At 60.4% G+C, this 17,269-nt stretch carries 14 protein-coding genes and 1 pseudogene; 10 read left to right on the forward strand and 5 right to left on the reverse strand.

Annotation, left to right across the window (positions count from 1 at the left end):
- Positions 1 to 136: 136 nt before the first annotated feature.
- From ACO9S2_RS10140 to ACO9S2_RS10155, 4 genes and pseudogenes are all read right to left on the reverse strand, one after another.
- Complete coding sequence (locus tag ACO9S2_RS10140; protein WP_423721897.1) at positions 137 to 784, reverse strand: glutathione S-transferase family protein; 648 nt, start codon at positions 782 to 784, stop codon at positions 137 to 139.
- Between the two features lie 59 nt (positions 785 to 843).
- A complete protein-coding gene (locus tag ACO9S2_RS10145; RefSeq protein WP_423721898.1) occupies positions 844 to 1,899 on the reverse strand; it encodes an alpha/beta fold hydrolase in 1,056 nt (351 codons plus the stop codon).
- Positions 1,900 to 1,904: 5 nt separating this feature from the next.
- On the reverse strand, positions 1,905 to 2,645 hold the full coding sequence (locus ACO9S2_RS10150; protein ID WP_423721899.1) for a hypothetical protein: 741 nt from the start codon (positions 2,643 to 2,645) through the stop codon (positions 1,905 to 1,907).
- Between the two features lie 390 nt (positions 2,646 to 3,035).
- Positions 3,036 to 3,167: pseudogene (locus ACO9S2_RS10155) on the reverse strand (type II toxin-antitoxin system RelE/ParE family toxin); the annotation flags it as partial.
- Between the two features lie 397 nt (positions 3,168 to 3,564).
- On the opposite strand from ACO9S2_RS10155, the gene ACO9S2_RS10160 reads away from it, so the two are divergent.
- From ACO9S2_RS10160 to ACO9S2_RS10170, 3 genes are all read left to right on the forward strand, one after another.
- Positions 3,565 to 5,481 carry a carbon starvation CstA family protein gene (locus ACO9S2_RS10160; RefSeq protein WP_423722489.1) on the forward strand — a complete coding sequence of 639 codons (1,917 nt, stop codon included), beginning with the start codon at positions 3,565 to 3,567 and terminating at the stop codon, positions 5,479 to 5,481.
- A gap of 150 nt (positions 5,482 to 5,631) precedes the next feature.
- Entirely contained in the window at positions 5,632 to 6,129 is a 498-nt protein-coding gene (locus ACO9S2_RS10165) for a YajQ family cyclic di-GMP-binding protein (protein WP_423721900.1), read from the forward strand.
- A 104-nt stretch (positions 6,130 to 6,233) separates the two neighbouring features.
- Positions 6,234 to 7,304, forward strand: a complete 1,071-nt coding sequence (locus ACO9S2_RS10170; protein WP_423721901.1) for a WD40/YVTN/BNR-like repeat-containing protein — start codon at positions 6,234 to 6,236, stop codon at positions 7,302 to 7,304.
- A gap of 31 nt (positions 7,305 to 7,335) precedes the next feature.
- Here ACO9S2_RS10170 and ACO9S2_RS10175 read toward each other — a convergent pair whose 3' ends face one another.
- Positions 7,336 to 8,385, reverse strand: coding sequence for a hypothetical protein (locus tag ACO9S2_RS10175; RefSeq protein ID WP_423721902.1), 1,050 nt, complete (start codon positions 8,383 to 8,385; stop codon positions 7,336 to 7,338).
- Positions 8,386 to 8,724: 339 nt separating this feature from the next.
- Between ACO9S2_RS10175 and rsmH the strand changes: the two genes are divergently transcribed.
- The 7 genes from rsmH to murD are packed head-to-tail and all read left to right on the forward strand — an operon-like array spanning position 8,725 to position 17,266.
- Positions 8,725 to 9,663: a 16S rRNA (cytosine(1402)-N(4))-methyltransferase RsmH gene (rsmH, locus tag ACO9S2_RS10180; RefSeq protein WP_423722491.1), complete on the forward strand. Its 939-nt coding sequence runs from the start codon at positions 8,725 to 8,727 to the stop codon at positions 9,661 to 9,663.
- Positions 9,660 to 9,992: a cell division protein FtsL gene (gene ftsL, locus ACO9S2_RS10185; RefSeq protein WP_423721903.1), complete on the forward strand. Its 333-nt coding sequence runs from the start codon at positions 9,660 to 9,662 to the stop codon at positions 9,990 to 9,992. Before rsmH ends, ftsL begins: the two co-directional genes overlap by 4 nt.
- Entirely contained in the window at positions 9,992 to 11,710 is a 1,719-nt protein-coding gene (locus ACO9S2_RS10190; protein ID WP_423721904.1) for a peptidoglycan D,D-transpeptidase FtsI family protein, read from the forward strand. The genes ftsL and ACO9S2_RS10190 overlap by 1 nt, the downstream gene beginning before the upstream one ends.
- 16 nt (positions 11,711 to 11,726) lie before the next feature.
- Entirely contained in the window at positions 11,727 to 13,235 is a 1,509-nt protein-coding gene (locus tag ACO9S2_RS10195) for a UDP-N-acetylmuramoyl-L-alanyl-D-glutamate--2,6-diaminopimelate ligase (protein WP_423721905.1), read from the forward strand.
- Between the two features lie 34 nt (positions 13,236 to 13,269).
- Positions 13,270 to 14,715: a UDP-N-acetylmuramoyl-tripeptide--D-alanyl-D-alanine ligase gene (locus ACO9S2_RS10200; protein WP_423721906.1), complete on the forward strand. Its 1,446-nt coding sequence runs from the start codon at positions 13,270 to 13,272 to the stop codon at positions 14,713 to 14,715.
- 60 nt (positions 14,716 to 14,775) lie between these two features.
- On the forward strand, positions 14,776 to 15,852 hold the full coding sequence (mraY, locus tag ACO9S2_RS10205; protein ID WP_423721907.1) for a phospho-N-acetylmuramoyl-pentapeptide-transferase: 1,077 nt from the start codon (positions 14,776 to 14,778) through the stop codon (positions 15,850 to 15,852).
- Between the two features lie 22 nt (positions 15,853 to 15,874).
- Positions 15,875 to 17,266: a UDP-N-acetylmuramoyl-L-alanine--D-glutamate ligase gene (murD, locus tag ACO9S2_RS10210; protein ID WP_423721908.1), complete on the forward strand. Its 1,392-nt coding sequence runs from the start codon at positions 15,875 to 15,877 to the stop codon at positions 17,264 to 17,266.
- Positions 17,267 to 17,269 lie beyond the last annotated feature (3 nt).

Below are 17,269 nucleotides of genomic sequence, written 5' to 3' on the forward strand. Positions count from 1 at the left end.
GTAGCGATTACACACAAAGTAGCGAACAGCGGCCGGTCTGTCAAACGTTGGGATCTGGCCATTAGCCATAAACACGTGAGTTCGGCTGCCGGTGACCCGAATCAGCCATCGCAGGGTGAGGAATGGGGAATGGTATTTAGGTGGACCCGCTCATGGCGCGGTGCCAGCGTCGGAGGTTCTTCAGCTTGGGCAGCTTCGTTTTCCCGTTGAAGAGATAATTGCCAAGCACGCCGTATAGATCATAATCGACGAAGAGCGGGCGATCGGCCAGGAGAAACGGCGAGGCCGCCAGCATATTGTCGATCGGCTCCAGGAGTTCGGCAAATTGACCGCACAGGTACTTGCGATGGCTGGTCCATTCCTGAACGCAGCCCTTTCCGAACTTCCGTTCCTTGTGGCGAATGAGCATCACGCGCTCGACCAAGGGGCGGGAGGGAATCACATAAGTATCGTTCACTTTGAATCCCACCGACTCCAGATCGTGCTCAATATAGCGCGAGAGAATCAGTTGAATACCGTCGAGCTCTTTTGGAAAGAGATCGAGGTGGTAGCGCCGGTCGATGTAGCGTGCGACCTCCTGTCCAAAATCAGTGGCGTCGCAGATCGCATCTTTCCCATCGACGAGGCAGGGCACCGTATACCCACGTCCGTTCGTGGCCCTGATAATGGAGGCCCGCTCGTGATAGGGGATGTTGCGCAGGCGGAACAGAATCCCGCTCCGTTCAAGGATATGCCGCACCGTGATGCAGAACGGCGACCAGGGGAATTGGATCAGCGTGAGCATGGGGCCTATATGACGGAAACGAGTGGAAACTGCAAGATCGGGGGAAAGGCCAGAGCGAATCAGGGAGCTAAGTTGGCTGCCTGATGAAGCAATGGTTGCGAAGAGTTTGGGCTCGTGGTGGGTTTGGGGCGATCGGTTTCGACCATCTGCCGAACGGTTTCGACGACAAGCTTCGGCTGGTCGAATTGGATGAAGTGGCTGCTCCGGTCGGCGAAGACCTGGCGGCTGTTGGTGGAGAGTTTCGTGAGATCGGTCTGAAAGTGGAGCCACATCTCCCGGAACTTCGCCGGGTCGATGTCGGGCGGCAGGTCGGGCCACCAGGTTGGTCCTGTCGCGGTCAAGACCGTGAGCGGGAGATCGCCGAGTGATCCGAGGCGTTGGACATGCGCGCAGGTATCCGGGAGGGCCTCGCCTTCGTCGGCCATCGTCTTGAAGTAGCGCGTCTGCATCCACCCGGTTCGGAGCAGCGGGCGAACCTCGGCAGACGCGTTCTTTTCCTGCTCGCTGAAGAACGAGGGCGAGAGGTCCAGCGAGATCAAGAGGCGAGTCAGGCCTAAGCCTGTGACCGCGCGAATGATCGGAAAGACGATCCTGCCGGGCGCGACGAACTTGCGGAACTCCTCCTGCTCGAATTGCCGCTCATGTCCCGCATCCACCAGCACCATTCCGACCACCTCGTCCGGATGGGCCTGGCGATAGAGCCGCACGATGAAGCCGCCGAGAGAATGGCCGACGAGCACGTAGGGGCCGGAGATCCCGGCGCGCGTCAGGAGTTGGTGGAGTTCATCGGCCATCCGTTCGCCGCTTCGTGGCAAGGGGCCTGCGTCACTCCAGCCGAATCCCGCACGATCATAAGAACAGACCCGCGTAACCTTCGCGAGATCTGGTTGGACTTTTGACCAATAGACCGACCAGCCAGGCCCTGCCGCCTCCAAGATCACCGTGGGGCTGCCCTCACCAGTGCAGTAGAGATGAAGTTTATGTCCGCCGACGTCGATGAGTTGGCCGGGAGGCGGGTACTGCTTCCGGTCCTGCACCATGCCGACGAGCTGATACCCCACACCGATCAGCGCGAGGAGAAACAAGCTAAAGGTGATGCGGATCAACCAGCGCATGGCCACTAGTAATCATCTTGTTTGATCAGATCTATTGAGCGAAGTAAGAGTCTGCCCAAGTTCGTTATGTCCTGGCCGCTTGCCTTGGGCATACCTGTTCGCTTGTCGAATTCGGGGATCTCTCCTTGGCGAAAAAGTTCAAAGCTGTTACAAAGCAGTCCTAGGCCAACCAAGTGTTGTGTATAGCTTTCGTAAATGGCTACCTCGTCGAGCACCTCCTGTGGGGAGCCATGGGTAGCTAGCCTTGGCTCGAGCACCTTCTTGTGGCGATCCCAAAACTCTGCATCCCTTTTGGGATGTTTAGCATGAGATCGCAGAATAATGATCTCAGTATCATTTAGGGCGGAAAGAAGACTAATAAGCTTCTTATACTGTATTGCCTTCTCGTCCGACTCAGCTAGGCCGTTTTTGATCAATGCCGCAATATGCTCGAGTCTATCCCTACTAATAGAACGAGCAGCTTGGTACATGCTCTCTTCAAATAGGTCAACAAAACCAGGATCCGTGAAGCGTTTGGATACCAATGTCTTATCGAGCTCTGTCACCTTCTGTTCGAGCGCTTGCAACATTCCTGCAATGCGATCAATACGCTGGTTGGGAATTATGGTGCCGATTACTTCGGCAACTAACCCTCCGATATAGGGGATGCTATTGAGTGTGCCTTTGCTGAGCGCAATCAGCATATCCGTTCGGTTAGCGTTAAGTTCGTTGGCAGGAGGCTGAGAGTTAAACATGGGAATTTCCATTTACTTATGTGGGGTGTCTTAGCGTCTTCACGGCTCATTCTCTGGCCTGCTCCCGGTTTCTTCACGCACCTAGATCGGTGTCTTTGAAACCGGCAGCAGGCAAGTTAGGCACGCAAATTCTTTTCGTCCTCAGGGCTCAAACAGGCTACGTCGCGGGCAGGAAGGTGTCAACCTGTTCTATGGCTGGTGGCTGGCGAAGCAGGTGGATGAAGTGAACCAGTATCGTATGCCCCTGGTAAATCTCGGGTAGGTTTTCTATAGCAAGTAACGGTCGATACTGAGCGCGCCGTGGAAGACGCCGAGGATGTCGATCGTTCAGTTATTCTTGATCACATACGCGATTCGGTAGTGCCCGTGGAGCAGAATGCAGATGTGCCGGTCAGGTTGTTGTCAGTACCGGTACCCTGATTCAGGAAACTCTCGAAGGATCTCGGCTTTGAGATAGATCGTTTCGACCGTGCGGCTTGCGGCTGCGGGATTATCGTGCGCGATGAAGTCGTGGATGTCGCGCAGCCATCGTTGGGCTTCCGCTGTTCAGGTCAGCTCCGCCATGTCCTGATACGGCGTCCCATCTCTTCATGGCTGATCGTTCGTCCTGCATCGGAGTCTGCAAGGCCTCGCTCAATCATTCGGGCAAAAGCCAATTCCCGAAGAATTTCATCGTAGGAGCTGTCGTCAGGCTGGTCCTGAAGAATTTTCGCGATCTGCTCTTTGGCCGAAGGCATGGTCATCTCTCTGCGGTGGAGGTACTTGCATAACAGAGTAAGGATAGCGAGAAGCCTTTTGATTTACAAGCGCTTGGCGGGTTGTTAGGATGCGCCGCGTGAAACACTTGCTCATCTTGATTTGGGGCCTGCTTGCGGCCCTTGGCGCTGTCGCGCTCGCCTTTGTGACTGGTCTCGTTCATCCCGAAGAAAAGGTGAATGGGCTGTGGCTGGTTGTCGCGGCGTCGTGCATCTACGTGCTCGCGTTCCGCTTCTATGGCCGTTGGATTGCGCGGCGGGTGGTCGATCTCAACGATCGGTATGTGACGCCGGCGGTGCGGTTGAACGACGGTGTCAATTTCCACCCCACCAATCGATACGTCCTCTTCGGTCATCATTTCGCGGCGATTGCCGGCGCGGGGCCGCTGCTCGGGCCGGTGCTGGCAGCCCAGTTCGGATTTCTCCCTGGTTTTCTCTGGCTGGTAATCGGCGCGGTGCTGGCCGGGGCGGTGCAGGATTTTGTGATCCTTGTGGCCTCGATGCGGCGCAACGGGCGCTCGCTTCCGGAGATTGCCCGCGATGAACTGGGCCCTATTACCGGCACGGCGACGGCGGTCGCGGTGCTCTTCATCGTCGTGGTCGCGCTGGCGGGGTTGGGCTTTGCGGTGGTGAATGCCCTGTATCGGAATGCCTGGGGGACGTTCACGATTGCGATGACGATCCCCATCGGCTTCATTATGGGCTTTTACCTGCAGAAGTTTCGCCCCGGTGCGGTGGGGGAAGTCTCGTTGCTCGGGGTCGTGCTGTTGATTGCTGCGGTGATCTCGGGGCATGCGGTGGCCCATTCGGCGCTGGCACCATGGCTGGAGTTTGAGCGCGGGACGCTGGTGTGGCTGCTGGCGGGCTATGGATTCCTGGCTTCTATCTTGCCCTGCTGGATGTTGCTGGTGCCGCGCGGCTATCTCTCGACCTTCATGAAGCTCGGGGTGGTGTTCCTGCTCGGCTTCGGAGTGGTGCTGATGGCGCCGACGATTGAAATGCCGCGGGTCACGATATTTGCCGCCGGCGGCGGGCCGATTATTCCCGGCACCCTCTTCCCTTTTCTCTTCATTACGATTGCCTGCGGAGCGGTCTCTGGTTTTCATTCGCTGGTCTCCTCCGGCACGACGCCGAAGATGATCGAGCAGGAGTCGCAGGCGACGGTGGGCTATGGGGCGATGCTGCTGGAAAGTTTCGTCGGCGTGATGGCGCTGATTGCGGCCTCGGTGCTGATTCCCGGCGATTATTTCGTGATCAACACGATGCTCTCGCCGGAGCAGCTGGCGTCGATGGGATTCCCGGTTTCGCGCATTCAGGAGTTGTCGCAGTTGGTGGAAGTGGATGTGGCGGGACGGCCGGGCGGGGCGGTGTCGCTCGCGGTCGGGATGGCCTCGATTTTCTCGGCCCTGCCGGGGATGGCGGGGTTGATGGCCTATTGGTATCAATTCGCGCTCGTGTTTGAAGCGCTGTTTATTCTTACGACGATGGATACGGGCACGCGGGTGGCGCGCTATCTGCTTCAGGAAATGGGCGGGCGGGTCTATGCGCCGCTGCGGCAGATCAATTGGTGGCCGGGGGTGCTGGCGAGCAGCGGGCTGGTGGTGGGAGCCTGGGGCTACCTGATCGGCACGGGGAGTATCTCGACGATCTGGCCGATGTTTGGCGCGGCGAATCAGTTGCTGGGGACGCTGGCGCTCTGCATCGGGACGACGGTGCTGATCAAGATGCGCAAGGCGCAGTTCCTCTGGATTACGGCGGTGCCGATGCTGTTCGTCGGAGCGATCACGCTGATCGGGTCCTATCAGATGTTCGGGCTCTTCATGGGGAAGGCGGCGAAGCTGCAGGACGGTGGGCAGGCGTTTGCGCTGTATCTGGATGCGGTGTTGGTTGCGGCGGTGGCGTTCCTGGCCCTGATCGTCTTGATCGACAGCCTGCGGCAATGGTACGGGTATGTGGTGTTGAAGAAGCCGTTCACGAGCAGCGAAGTCCTGGTGCTGGCCGGCGGCGGATCGGCGGGACGGATGCAGACGGCGATCTGCCGTGAGGATGATGGGAAGGGGTATAAGCTGCCGCACGGGGGCGGGTGTTGTTGAGGGGGCGGTCTGGTCGATCTCCTGTGCTCGCGCCCCGCGCACGCGGATTGATTAAATAATGATATCAGGGGCTGTGCTCGGTGCATGCGCGCAGTAGGAGATCGACCGGGCTGCCCCTTGGGGTTGGTAGGGTGAAAGAAGGAGGGGATCGTGGCGGATCAATTTTCGTTCGATGTGGTGTCGGAAGTGAATATGCAGGAGTTGAAGAACGCGCTGGATCAGGCGACGAAGGAGATCAAGCAGCGGTTCGATTTCAAGGATTCGAAGACGGAGATCACGCTGAAGGAAAAAGAGAAGGAGTTGGTGGTCGTCTCCGACGACGATTACAAGCTGAACGCGGTGATCGAGATCATCAAGACGAAGTGCACGAAGCGCGGGGTGTCACTGAAGGCCTTCGACTATGGCGCGGTGGAGCCGGCGTTGAGCGGGACGGTGCGGCAGACGGCGAAGATTCAGAGCGGGCTGACATCGGAGAAGGCCAAAGAAATTACGAAGGCGATCAAGGACTCCAAGCTCAAGGTGCAGGGGCAAATTCAGGGCGAGCAGGTGCGGGTGCTCAGCAAAAGCAAGGACGACCTGCAGGCGACCATGACCTTCCTCAAAGGGAAAGATTTTGGCGTGGATTTACAGTTTACGAACTACAGGTAGTTGGCTTGTTCGACGGGGTTGAGGCGGCGGGGATCGTTCCTGTGCTCGCCCACCGCGGCACACAAGAATGATCGTATTGTTAAATTGAGGGAGGTGCTCGGTGGATGCGCGCACTTAGAACGGTCCCCGCCGCCTCCCTTGGGAACCATGCGATGCTGAAATCCCTCTCGGTACTGCTTCTTGTTGCACTTTCACTTGCCGGCTGCAATCGCAGCGATCCCATCGTCGTCATTCAGCTCCATCCTAAGAATCCGGACATTATCTACGTCGCCACGAACGACTACATTTATAAGACGCGCGACGGGGGGCAGACCTGGGCCAATCTCTCGCGCGGGATGAGCCATTCCCGCGTGATCTGCATGGCGATCGATGCGGTCTATCCCGCCACGGTCTATGCCGGGACGAAGGGCGATGCGGTCTACAAGAGCTACGATGGCGGGCAGCGCTGGGTGTCGCAGCGATCCGGGTTGGACGATGCGACGATCTCCTCGGTGGTGAACCAGTTCGTCATCGATCCGGATGACAATACCCACCTCTTTGCCGCGACGACGATGGGGGTGTTTGAGTCCAAGAATGCGGGCGACAGCTGGACGAAGCGGATGGAGGGGATGAAGGAAGTGCTGATGGTCGTGTCGCTGGAGATGGACCCGACCAGGCCGTCGATTCTCTATGCGGGGACGAGCGGCGGCGTGTACAAGTCGATCGATCAGGCCGGCCATTGGGAGAAGGTGAACAACGGCCTGGTGCCGCCGGAGATGGTGAAGTCGTCCCGCGCGCTGAATGTGACGGCCATCGAGGTTGATGCCTTCGAACCGGAGACGGTCTATGCCGCGACGCTGGCGGGACTTTACAAGTCCACGGACGGGGCGAAATCGTGGGTGCGTATCGGGGAATTGCTGGCGGATCAGATGATCATTTCCATGCTGCTCGATCGCTCGAAGAAAGGTGTGGTCTATATCACCGGGCGGGAAGGGGTGCATCGCAGCGAAGACGGCGGCGTGACGTGGAAAGCCATGAATGCCGGATTTGCCACGACGAACATCCGCTCTCTCGCGCAGAGCCAGACCGACCCCAGGCTCTTCTATGCGGGCACGAACGGCAGCGGGTTGTATCGCAGCAAAGACGCGGGAGAGTCCTGGGAGGTGATGCCTCCGGTCGTGCCCACGAATTCGTGACTGCGCAGTGATTGCGGCGAGAAGTGGGCCGTTACCGCGGGGCCGTTCCGCGATTCTGCAGGCTGGATCCTATGGACGATCCTTCGAGCGACGATCCCACGGAGGTATCGTTGAGGCCCGATCCGATCGTCGATCCGCCGAGGCTCGACCCGATCGTTGAATCTTCCAGACTTGATCCTACCGTAGATGGTTGCAGGCTGGATCCGACCGCTGACTGCTCCCGATTGAGCGACGATTCGCCGATGGCCGCTCCCGCCCGTCCTGTTGCCCCGATATCAAAGCCGGTCGGGCCGCTGCTGCCGATGTCCCCTCCGGTTCTCGGCACGGCCCCCACGTCCGCTCCAAGCGCGCCCCCCGATCCAATGTTCGCGCCGGTTTTCGGCGTCTTTCCGATGTTTGGACCAACGGTCGAACCGGCGCCGATTCCGGTTCCTGTCTTAGGGCCTGTCGGGAGGGGGCGCGTCTGGAAATCGCTGCGGATGGAATCTTCGGCCTCTTGAATGGCGCGCAGCTCTTTGGCGGACGATTCGTAATCGAGTTGGTTGAGCTTGTCTCGAGCCGCGCCGATCGTCTCCAGTCTTGTGCGCAATCTCTTCAGGTCCGCCCGTGCTTGCGCGACGGGAGGCAGCAATTCCGCAATGGTCCAGCCCCGCAGTTTCATATGCTCGCTGAACAACCCGGATTGGGCCATCGCCAGGAGTTCGTTCACCTCGTCGCCCAGTTCTTCCACCCGTTCGAGTTCCGCCAGGTCCGTGCGGCAGCATTCGATGAACTGATGGTATTTCTGCAGGAAGCCGACGACTTCGGTTTGCAAGTTCTCGATTTTCAGTTCGCTGGTCGCTGTGCGCGGCGTGCGGGCGTCGCCTGGCGCAGGGTCTTTTTTCTCGACGAGCGGGGAGCAGCCGGCGGTGTCGGCCGACGGCTTCCCCTTTGAGGCTCTCAGTTGCTTGTCGGGGGAGCTCTGTTCGCAGTATTCGATCGGCGGCGCGGCGGCAGCGTGGCGAGGGATCAGGGGAAGCAGGATGACGAGCATCAGCCAGAGAGCGCTGAAGGCGAGTATCCTATGAACGAACGGCATCATGAAAGAATTGTCCGTTCGCCTGCCGGCAAAGTCAACGAATTCGCCTTTTGCAACAAATCTCCATAGCAGCCCGAGGGGAATATCGTTCCGCAGGGGGCGCTGGGCTCATCATGATTTCCCGGGAGCTTCGTCTTCGAATAGGGGGAGGGAGGCCTCTGGGGGGTATCCGGCCACGAGACAGGGGTTTTTGAGGGGGCTGGCAAGGGTAAGGAAACGGTCTTTGTCCTATCAAGTTTGAGTGCAACCGGCCCGGGCCAGATTTTGATGTAAGTGCATGAATTTAATATTGACAAGGAGTCAAACGGGAGTATACTCCGCCGGTAGTGGGGGAAAGTGGATATAAGTGGAGGGCAGTATATCGAGGGGAAGTACGAGCATGTTCCTGTCTTTCATGATGAAGTCATCTATTGGCTCAATCCTGAACGATCTCAAGTCCTTGTCGATGGGACGGTGGGGTATGGTGGGCATGCAGAATTGCTGCTTCGAAGAATGGGAAGCGAATCGACCCTCGTCGGTATTGACCGGGATGAGCAGGCGCTCGCAGCGTGTCAATCCCGGTTGGCCACATTCGGTCAGCGCGCCATCTTGCTCAAAGGTGACTTCGTGGATGTGAAGCCGCTGCTGCGGAGCGTGGGTGTTCAATCAGTCGACGGGGTCCTCTTCGACCTCGGGGTGTCGTCGCCGCAGTTGGATGATCCGCAGCGGGGATTCAGTTTCCAAACCGATGGCCCGCTGGATATGCGGATGGACCGGGCCGGTGCCCGCACCGCCGCGCAGTTAGTGAACGAGCTTCCCGAGGCCGAGTTGGCCGATATGATTTTCCAGTATGGCGAAGAGCGGTTCTCGCGGCGCATCGCGCGTGCCATTGTTCAGGCGCGCGCTCACAAGGCGTTCGAGACGACCCAGGAGCTTGTCGCGGTGATTAAGGGGGCCGTGCCTGCTGCATACCGGCACGGCCGCATTCATTGTGCGACGAGAACTTTTCAGGCGCTTCGGATCGCGGTGAACCGGGAGCTGGACGTCATCGCGCCGGCCATTCACGATGCGGTGGATATGTTGCGTCCGGGGGGCCGCATCGCGGTCATTTCCTTCCACTCGCTCGAGGATCGCATCGTGAAGCACACGTTGCGCGCCTTGACTGAGGAGCCTCGTCCCCGAGTGAGAGTGTTGACCAAGAAGCCGCAGGTGCCCTCCGAGGCGGAGTGCCGGGAGAATCCGCGAGCGCGGAGCGCCAAGTTGCGAGTGGCTGAGCGTCTTCCAAAGGAGTGTGTCCAATGAAGATGTTGGCGGTGCTCATGGGGCTCTGTCTCGTGTTTGTCTTTGTGTGGGAGCGCGTGGATATGGTGCGCCTCGGCTACCACGTCGAACGGCTGAAGCACGAAAAGGTGCTGCTTGAACGGGAGCGGGACGAGCTTCGGGTGAAAGTGGCGACCCTGAGTTCCCCCGATCGCATCGCAAAGGTGGCGACAGACAAGTACGGGATGAGCCTGCCGCAGCCGGGGCAGGTGGTGATGGTGCAGTCCGGGCCAGCGGACTGGCCGGCGGCATCCCGCCAGGCGCCGGAGATCCGGATTGCCAAAGTTGATATGCCAGGTGGGAGGCGATAGTGGCTGGTTCGCCGTTACGCACACGCCGATTTGTGCTGCTGGTGGTGTTGTTATGCGGATTCGGCGTGGTGCTGTTTCGCCTGGTCAGTCTGCAGGTATTGCAGGCGGCTGAGCTGACCGTCAAGGCGGACCGGCAGCATCAGAAGACGGTTGCGCTGGAGGGCGCTCGTGGAACCATCGTGGATCGGCACGGAAAGGTGTTGGCCATGAACATGGATGTGCCGTCCGTGTTTGGTGTTCCGACCGCCCTCGAGAGTCCTGCCCGGACGGCCCGCACGCTGTCTCCGGTCCTGCATGTGCGTGCGGCCGAGCTTGAGAAAAAGTTGCGTCAGGATCGCAGCTTCGTGTGGCTGGCGAGAAAATTGGATCCGGAGCAGGGACATCGCCTGGAGCAGATGCCGATGGAGGGCATCGGGACGGTGCTGGAAGGGCGCCGGTTCTATCCGAAGGGGCCGTTATTGGCGCATGTGCTGGGATTTGCCGGCATGGATGGAACTGGGCTTGAAGGGCTGGAGCGCCGCTATGAGGCGCACCTTCACGGGGAGAAGCGGGTCGCGGTGCTGCAGCGGGATGCGTTAGGGCGGGTCGTGTTTCCTAAAGGCGAGGCGGAGCAGAATCCGGCGTCCGGTCACAGTTTGACGCTGACGATCGACGAGGTCATCCAATATATCGCGGAAAAAGAACTTGAAGAGGCGATGAACAAGACGCGCGCCAAGGCCGGCACCGTGATCGTGCTCGAGCCCCAAACCGGGGCGCTGCTGGCGCTGGCCATCAGCCCGCGCTTTGATCCGAACTCCGTGGCCGCGCTCACGCCGGGCCGTTGGCGCAATCGAGCCTTGACGGATGCGTATGAGCCCGGGTCGACGATGAAAGCCATTGTGGCTGCTGCGGCCCTCGAAGAAAAAGTCATGAAACCCGGGACGATGGTGTTCGGCGAGAATGGCCGGATGACCATCGCCAATACGGTCATTCACGATCATGAGAAGCTCGGCTGGGTCACCTTCGCGGAGGTCATTCAGAAGTCGAGCAACATCGGAGCCGCGAAGACCGGCATGGCGCTGGGGGATCAGCGCCTGTATCGCTACTTGCAGGCCTTCGGATTCGGGCAGCGGACCGATATCGATTTGCCCGGTGAAGCCGGTGGCCTCTTGCGGGATCCGAAATATTGGGGGCGCCGCTCGCTGGCCTCGATTTCCATGGGGCAGGAAATCGGCGTCACCCCGATGCAAATGGTGTCCGCGATCTCGGTGCTGGCGAACGGCGGCGTCCTGATGAAGCCCTATGTCGTGTCTGAAGTGCGGGATGCGCAAGGACAACTGCTCAAGCAGATCGAGCCGCAGGCCAAGCGGCGGGTGATCTCGGCGGACACGGCGCGCACGGTGACCTCGATTCTCGAAGGCGTCGTGACCGACGGCACCGGAACGAAGGCGGCGATTCCCGGGTTCCGGGTGGCGGGGAAGACCGGCACGGCGCAGAAAATCGATCCGCGAACCGGTGCCTATTCTTCCACGCAGTTCGTGGGGTCGTTTGTCGGATTCGTGCCGGCCGATAATCCGCGGCTCGCCATGATTATCGTGATCGACGAACCGCAAGGGGAAGCCTGGGGCGGCGCGGTGGCCGCGCCTGTCTTCCGGCGGGTGGGCGAGCAGGTGTTAAATTATCTGGGCGTGTCATCGAATGAACCGGTGAAACTGGCGATGGCGTCAGGCCATCGATAACTCAGGTGCTTCTGCCATGGCGACGACGTTGGCACAATTAGCCGAAGCCTTGCAAGGACGGGTGGATGTCCTTGAGCGGAGGGGGGATCTCGGCGTGCCGGTGGCAGCCATCACGGACGACTCCCGAACGGTTCGGGCCGGCAGTTTGTTTGTCGCCGTCAATGGTGAGCAGGCGGACGGCCACCGGTATGTGGCTTCCGCCTTGTCGGCCGGCGCGTCGGCGCTGGTGATGCAGGATGCCATCGCCGGAGTGACGTGCCCCTACATCCAAGTCTCGGATTCGCGTAAGGCCCTGGGCCTCCTGGGCAGCCGGTTTTACGGAGATCCGTCGGCGCGTTTGCGCATGATCGGAGTCACCGGCACCAACGGCAAGACGACCACGTCGTATGTCTGCAAATCGCTCCTTGAAGCCATCGGAAATCGAGTGGGGTTGATCGGGACTGTGGCGTATCAAATCGGGGCCGAGACGCTTCCGGCATCGCACACGACGCCGGGCGCGTTGGAGCTGCAGAAGCTTCTGCGGAAGATGGTGGATGGCGGCTGCACGACGGCGGTCATGGAAGTATCCTCACATGCGCTCGTTCAGGAGCGCACGAACGGGTGCGAATACGATGTGGCGGTCTTTTCGAATCTGACCCAGGACCACCTGGACTTTCACAAGACGATGGAAGCGTATTTTGAAGCCAAGCTGAGGCTCTTCGTGGGGCTGACCGGGACGACCAAACCGAAGAAGCGGGCGATCATCAATGTGGACGATCCGAGCGGGACCCGCATCGCCTCCCTGTGCCCTGCGCCGGTCTGGACCTACGGGATCAAGGGGAAGGCGGATCTTCGGGCGGAGGCTGTCCGCCTTTCATTGGGCGGGACAACCTTCACGGCGGCTACGCCTGCCGGGTCCTTCCTGGTCGAGAGCCACCTGGTCGGCGAGCATAACGTCTACAACATGCTGGCGGCCATCGGCGTGGCGCTGCACGAAGGGGCGACGATACAACAGATAGGCGAGGCGGTCACGCACGTGACGAACGTCCCCGGCCGGTTTGAGCGGGTTCTGGCAGGACAGCCCTTTACCGTCGTCGTAGATTACGCCCATACGGATGATGCGTTGGTGCGGCTCCTGACGGCCGCGCAAGCCTTGAAAGCCGGCCGCATCATCACGGTGTTTGGATGCGGGGGAGACCGGGATCGAGGCAAGCGCCCCAAGATGGGCCGTGCGGCGGTCGCCCATAGCGACATGGTGATTCTGACGTCGGACAATCCCCGCACCGAGAATCCGCTGTCGATTCTGGACGAAGTCGAAGTTGGTGTCATTGAGGCGCTACGGGAACGGCCAGCGGTTATGTATCGCAAGATCGCGGACCGTCGCGAGGCGATCGGTGTGGCGGTCCGGGAAGCCCGGGCGGGAGACATGGTGCTCATTGCCGGCAAGGGGCATGAGGACTACCAGATCATCGGCACGACGAAGCATCATTTTGACGACCGTGAAGTCGCGCGTGAAGCGATTCAGCAGCTGAAGAGCGGTGGATAGATCAATTCATGAGGCCGTAGGGTTCGGGGATTCCATGGCACTGTTTACGGTTGAAGAATTGCGGGAAGTCATCAGCGTGAAGGTGCTCGCCGGCGAAGGGACCCGGTGGGCCAAGCAGCGCGTTCGCCGCCTCAATATGGATTCTCGAACGATCCGCTCGGGGGACCTGTTCGTGGCAATCAAGGGCGACCGGTTCGACGGGCATGACTATATCGCGATGGCCCTGTCGCGGGGTGCGGTCGGAGCGATCGTGCACGATGCCTATGTCGTGCCGCAGGCCATCCTGAAAACCGGCGGGAAGTCCTCGCCGTTCATTCTCGGCGTGCGCGATCCGCTCTTCGCCTATCAGCAACTGGCCACGCACCACCGTTGTCGCTTCGACATTCCTCTGGTGGCGGTGACGGGAAGCAACGGCAAGACGACGACAAAGGAAATGGTCGCCAGCGTTCTGGGCCAGCGATGGAGAGTCTTGAAGACGGAAGGCAATTTGAACAATCGCATCGGCGTCCCGCAGACCCTCTTCCGGCTGACGGCCCGTCATGAGGCCGCGGTGATCGAGATGGGGGTCGATAACGTCGGGCAGACGACTCGGTTGTGTGAAATCGCGCGGCCGACGATCGGGATCATCACCAATATCGGGCCGGATCATCTGGAATTCTTCGGCAGCATGGAGGGGTCAGCGCAGGGGAAGGCGGAATTGCTCGACTTGTTGCCGCCGGGCGGCGCCGCGATTTTGAACGCCGACGATCCGTATTTTGATTATCTGGCCGCCCGCGCCCGCTGCCGAGTGGTGTCGTTCGGCTATTCGCCGAAGGCCGACGTCCAGGCGGTGCAGGAAAAGTCCGATGGCAAAGACGGCACCATCTTCCGCCTGCTCCTGCCCGGGAAGGTCCGGCACACCATCGTTCGTATGAAGGTGCAGGGGTCGCACAATGTGACCAACGCGCTCGCAGCCGCGGCAGTGGGCACCGTATTGGGCATCTCCGGGGCGGTGATCGCACAGGGACTCTCCCGCTTCCGTCCGGCCGCCATGCGTTCCCAGGTCGTCATGAGCCATGGCGTGCGGATCATCAACGACTGTTACAACGCCAATCCGGCCTCGATGAAGGCGGCGGTGCAATTGCTGGCGCAGTCCGGCGCGGGTCGCAAGACCATTGCAGTGTTGGGCGATATGTTGGAGCTGGGGCCGAACGCGGCGCGAATGCACGAAGAGGTCGGCGCCTTCATCGCGCAACAGGGGATTGCGCAGTTAATTGCCTGTGGCTCCCTGGGGCAAGGCCTGGCCGAGGGCGCCCGCCGGGCCGGCATGAATCCCGGCGCCGTGCTCGAAGTAGCCGACGCTGCCGCGGCTGCCACTGCGGTGAAAGCGATGGTCGCACAGGGCGATGTGGTGTTGGTGAAGGCGTCGCGCGGCATGAAAATGGAGCAGGTCGTGAGCGCATTGCAGGGTACGAAGCGGGTCGCGAGGAAAGCGTCGTAATCATCCAGGGGCGGCAACCAGTCGGACGCTGTAAGCCCCCAGCGTCGCTATGGCGATCTTATGCTGTATAACTGGCTTTATCCGCTGCATACCGAGTTCTCGTTTCTGAACGTCTTCCGTTACCAAAGCTTTCGCATCATCTATGCCGCGGTGACGGCCTTCCTCATCGCCTTTGTGCTGGCGCCCTGGCTTATCCGGAAGCTCCAGGAGATCAAGCTGGGCCAGCAGATCCGCGATGACGGTCCCAAGCGGCATTTGGCGAAGAGCGGCACGCCGACCATGGGGGGGCTGCTGATTATCTTTGCCGTCGTGCTCTCCACGCTGCTCTGGGCCGATATCACCAAGCCCTATGTCTGGCTGGTGTTGGCGGCGACTATCGGGTTCGGCGCGATCGGCTTTGCCGACGATTACCTCAAGTTCATCAAAGCGCAATCGAAGGGGTTGTCCGCCAGACAGAAGTTTACGGCGCAGGCGGCGGTGGCGCTGGCGATCGCCCTCACCTTGTATTTTCTGCCGGGCTACTCCACGAAACTCAGCGTGCCGTTCTTCAAGAACTTCATGCCGGATCTCGGGTGGTTCTACATCGTGTTCGCCGTCCTGGTGATCGTCGGCAGTTCAAACGCCGTCAACCTGACCGATGGGCTCGACGGCCTGGCCATCGGGCCCGTCATGATTACCGCCTTGGCCTATACGATTGTGGCCTACGTCGCCGGGCACCGGTTGATGTCCGACTATCTGCTCATCCCGCACATCGAGAATGCCGGCGAGATTGCGGTGTTCACGGCGGCGATACTCGGGTCGAGCCTCGGCTTTCTCTGGTTCAACACCTATCCGGCCTCCGTGTTTATGGGCGACGTCGGGTCGCTTCCCCTGGGCGCGGCGCTCGGGACCGTGGCGGTGATCAGCAAGCATGAGCTGCTGTTGTTGATGGTCGGCGGCGTGTTCGTGATCGAGGCGGTGTCGGTCATCTTCCAGGTGTTGTCGTTCAAGTCGCGCGGGAAGCGGATCTTCTTGATGGCCCCGATCCACCATCACTTCGAGATGAAGGGATGGGAAGAGCCCAAGGTGGTGGTGCGGCTCTGGATCATCGCGATTCTGTTGGCGCTTTTGAGTCTGAGCACCTTGAAGCTGCGGTAACGGGATGGTGAGTGAAGACTGTATGGAACTGACAGGGACGAAAGTGACGGTGGTGGGGCTGGCACGCAGCGGCGTGGCTGCCGCCCGGTTGCTGCAATCTGCAGGGGCGCTGGTGACCGTGGCCGATAAGAAGGAACGTAGCGAGCTGGAGGCGGTGTTGAAGCAGTTGGACGGCTCGCGCATCGGCGTGACGGTCGGCAGTCAGTATGAGACCGCGCTGGACGCGGCCGAGCTCGTCGTGATCAGTCCCGGTGTGCCCTATCGGATGGAGGCATTGGAACGGGTCCGTCGTCGCGGCGTCAAGGTCATCAGCGAACTGGAACTGGCGTCCCGGTTTCTCTCCGTGCCGATCCTCGCCCTGACCGGCACCAACGGGAAAAGCACGACCGTGACCTTGATCGGACAAATGCTGCAGGAAAGCGGGAAGCGGGTGTTTGTGGGCGGCAACCTCGGGACGGCGCTCAGCGAAGCGGCGGAGAAGTCGTTGCAGGCTTCCCGGCAGGGCCTGGCTGGTCCGTACGATGTTGCCGTGGTGGAAGTCTCCAGCTTTCAGCTGGAAACGGTTGATCAGTTTCATCCCTGGATCGCCGCGATTCTCAATGTGACGGTGGATCATCAAGACCGGTATGAGTCGATCGACGAGTATGTCGCAGCCAAGCGCCGGATTTTCGAGAATCAAAAGCCGACCGACTATGCGCTCTTCAATCTGGATGATCAGCGGGTGGCGGCGCTCAGGCATGGGGTCAAGGCCCGGGTCCTTGGATTTACCCGGCAGTCAACCCTCCCGTCCGACCTGAGCGGAGGCACCTATCTGGAGGGCGATCGCATCGTGACGACCGTGACGGGTGTTCGCCAGGAGGTCTGCCGCCGTTCCGAGATCAAGATCATCGGCAACCACAACGTCGAAAACGTCATGGCGGCCGTGACCTACGCCTTGTTGAGCGGCTGCCCGATCCACGCCGTCACGCGCGTGCTGACGACGTTCCCCGGCCTTGAACATGCCTTGGAAATTGTGCGCGAACGCCGCGGGGTGCGATTTGTGAACGATTCCAAAGGCACGAATGTCGATGCCACGCTGAAGGCGCTGGAGAGTATCGACCAGCCTATCTGGCTGATTGCCGGCGGGCGCGATAAGGGCGGAGATTTTTCCCGACTGGCTCCGGCGATCAGGCAGCGGGTGAAGGGGCTGATCCTCATCGGAGAGGCCGGGCCGTTGATTGCCGATGCGGTGGCGGGGTTCCCGTCGATCGTTCGGGCCGCATCGATCAAGGACGCAGTCCAGGCGGCGGCGGACGGCGCCGGTCCCGGCGAGGTGGTGTTGCTGTCGCCGGCCTGTGCGAGTTTCGACATGTTTGCCGACTATCAGGATCGAGGTCGGCAGTTTAAGGCCCTCGTGCAATCCTTGCCCGCCTGAGCG

The sequence above is a fragment of the Nitrospira sp. NS4 genome, from assembly GCF_049546785.1.
Classification (GTDB): Bacteria; Nitrospirota; Nitrospiria; order Nitrospirales; family Nitrospiraceae; genus Nitrospira_D.

What these genes read in the sequence shown, in the direction of transcription:
- ACO9S2_RS10200 (WP_423721906.1), top strand. Translation starts at nt 13,270, where the DNA reads ATGGCACTGTTTACGGTTGAAGAATTGCGGGAAGTCATCAGCGTGAAG.
- mraY (WP_423721907.1), top strand. Translation starts at nt 14,776, where the DNA reads ATGCTGTATAACTGGCTTTATCCGCTGCATACCGAGTTCTCGTTTCTG.
- ACO9S2_RS10175 (WP_423721902.1), bottom strand. Translation starts at nt 8,385, where the DNA reads ATGATGCCGTTCGTTCATAGGATACTCGCCTTCAGCGCTCTCTGGCTG.
- ftsL (WP_423721903.1), top strand. Translation starts at nt 9,660, where the DNA reads ATGAAGATGTTGGCGGTGCTCATGGGGCTCTGTCTCGTGTTTGTCTTT.
- ACO9S2_RS10145 (WP_423721898.1), bottom strand. Translation starts at nt 1,899, where the DNA reads ATGCGCTGGTTGATCCGCATCACCTTTAGCTTGTTTCTCCTCGCGCTG.
- ACO9S2_RS10195 (WP_423721905.1), top strand. Translation starts at nt 11,727, where the DNA reads ATGGCGACGACGTTGGCACAATTAGCCGAAGCCTTGCAAGGACGGGTG.
- ACO9S2_RS10150 (WP_423721899.1), bottom strand. Translation starts at nt 2,645, where the DNA reads ATGGAAATTCCCATGTTTAACTCTCAGCCTCCTGCCAACGAACTTAAC.
- ACO9S2_RS10140 (WP_423721897.1), bottom strand. Translation starts at nt 784, where the DNA reads ATGCTCACGCTGATCCAATTCCCCTGGTCGCCGTTCTGCATCACGGTG.
- murD (WP_423721908.1), top strand. Translation starts at nt 15,875, where the DNA reads ATGGAACTGACAGGGACGAAAGTGACGGTGGTGGGGCTGGCACGCAGC.
- ACO9S2_RS10170 (WP_423721901.1), top strand. Translation starts at nt 6,234, where the DNA reads ATGCGCGCACTTAGAACGGTCCCCGCCGCCTCCCTTGGGAACCATGCG.